Below are 1,733 nucleotides of genomic sequence, written 5' to 3'. Positions count from 1 at the left end.
CCCTTCCCCCCACGCGGTCAGCCCCGTCTGAGCCATCCGCGCCCACCGGGCCCTTCACGGGCCCCGGGGTCCGCCCTGTCCGCACTGGAGCCTGCATGAACCCCTCTTCGTCCCCCTTCGCCGTGTCCCTGTCCGGAGCGGAGGCGCGCCCATGAGCCCGCGCCTTCGCCATGCCCTGTGTTCCGACGAGCACCGGGCGCGCGCCGTGCTGTTCGGCGCCAACACGCAGGGGGCCGGCTTCTCCGAGAGCGTACGGGGACGGTCCGACGCACCCCGGACGCTCTTCACCGCCGACTTCATGCGCGACGCGGACAACGAATCCCCGTCCCTCACGGAGTCGCTGGAGGACGGGGACGGCCTGTTCGACGCGGGGAACCTCCCCGTGGAGGGGCTCGCGGTGCCCGCGCAGTTGTCCGTCGTGCGCGACCGCTTCGCCTCGCTGTTCCGTCGGGGACAGCGCGCCATTGGCGTGGGCGGGGACCACCACATCAAGTACGCCGCCCTGGCCGCGGTGAACGACGTGTTCGAGGACTGCGGCGTCGTCTACGTGGACGCCCATCCGGACTGCGCCCAGAGCGACGCACTGGCCTTCGACTCCATCCTCCACCACGCCTGGAAGCTGCCCCATGTCCGGCCGGAGCGGACCAGCCTGTTCGGTATCCGGCAGGTGAACGCGCGCGAGCGCGAGGGGCTGCGCGCGTGGAAGCCGGGCGTCATCCACGCCGTGGAGGTGGTGGAGCGGGGCCTGCCGGCGGTGCTCGAATCGATGGCCGCGCAGCTCGGCGGCGTGCGGCGCGTGTTCGTGTCCGTGGACCTGGACGGGCTCGCGCCCCACGAAGTCCCCGCCGTGGAGGCGCCCTACCCTGGCGGCCCCACGTTCCGCGAGCTGCTGGTGCTCCTGCGCGGGCTGGCCCGACGCTACGAGCTGGTCGGGCTGGACGTCAGCGAGTTCATCCCCGAGCTGGATCCAGCACGGCTCACCGCGCTCGTCACCGCGCGGTTGGTGAAGGAGTTCGCGGCCCTTCCGTCGCCAGGCTGAGCGCGGGGGCGTCATGGCCGCGCCTCCACGGTGTGGGACGCGGCGAAGGAGCCCGTGCGGAGGGGCCCGAGCGAGCGGCGCAGGGCGTCCAGCGTCGGTGTCACCGCACCCTCGCGCGAGGCGCGAAGCCGCACGGGCACGGCCAGGGTTGAGCGCAGGCGCAACTCCACGCGCCATTCCCCTCGCGGGGGATTCAGCGCCAGGGCCGTGAAGGCGACGGCGTCCGTCGGGAGGGCGGGCAACTCCGGGCTCAAGGACCAGGAGACCAGCGCCTCACGCGGGACCTCCAGCCGCAGGGATGCGCCCTCTTGCGCGGTGAGGAGCAGGGACACCTGTCGCTGCGCCCCGTGGTGCTCCACGCGCTCCACGGTGAGGTGTGGCGCCGTGAGCTCCGTCAGCGCGGGCTGTCCGGTGGGTTCGAGGGTCGCGGTGGCCGGGACCGCTTGCGCGGTTCCGGTGGCCCCCGGCTCCTGTCCGGAGACCTGGGGCACGACGGCGTTCCACGGGAGGGAGTGCTCAGTCTGGGCCTGCTCGGCCTGGGCTTCCGTGAGCCCCGGGACGAGCGTGCCGAGCGCCAGCCCATCCATGCTCTGGAGGATGAGGACGCTTCCGGACGCGTGGGTCCGCTCCACCGCGTGCAGCCTTCGCGGATGCTCCGCGTCGTGAGGCGCCACGAGCGCCAGCGCCACCCACC

2 protein-coding genes are annotated in these 1,733 nt (G+C 73.3%); one reads left to right on the top strand and one right to left on the bottom strand.

The window, feature by feature from the left end; translation table 11 throughout:
- Window positions 1-151: 151 nt before the first annotated feature.
- On the top strand, window positions 152-1,039 hold the full coding sequence (locus D7V88_RS41235) for an arginase family protein (protein ID WP_120545926.1): 888 nt from the start codon (window positions 152-154) through the stop codon (window positions 1,037-1,039).
- 11 nt (window positions 1,040-1,050) lie between these two features.
- Here the strand turns inward: D7V88_RS41235 and D7V88_RS43455 are convergent.
- Window positions 1,051-1,733: hypothetical protein (locus D7V88_RS43455; protein ID WP_208726757.1), on the bottom strand; the 683-nt coding region annotated here is incomplete at its 5' end.

This window comes from Corallococcus terminator (genome assembly GCF_003611635.1).
GTDB lineage: Bacteria > Myxococcota > Myxococcia > Myxococcales > Myxococcaceae > Corallococcus > Corallococcus terminator.
This window is presented reverse-complemented; position numbering and strand designations above follow the sequence as displayed.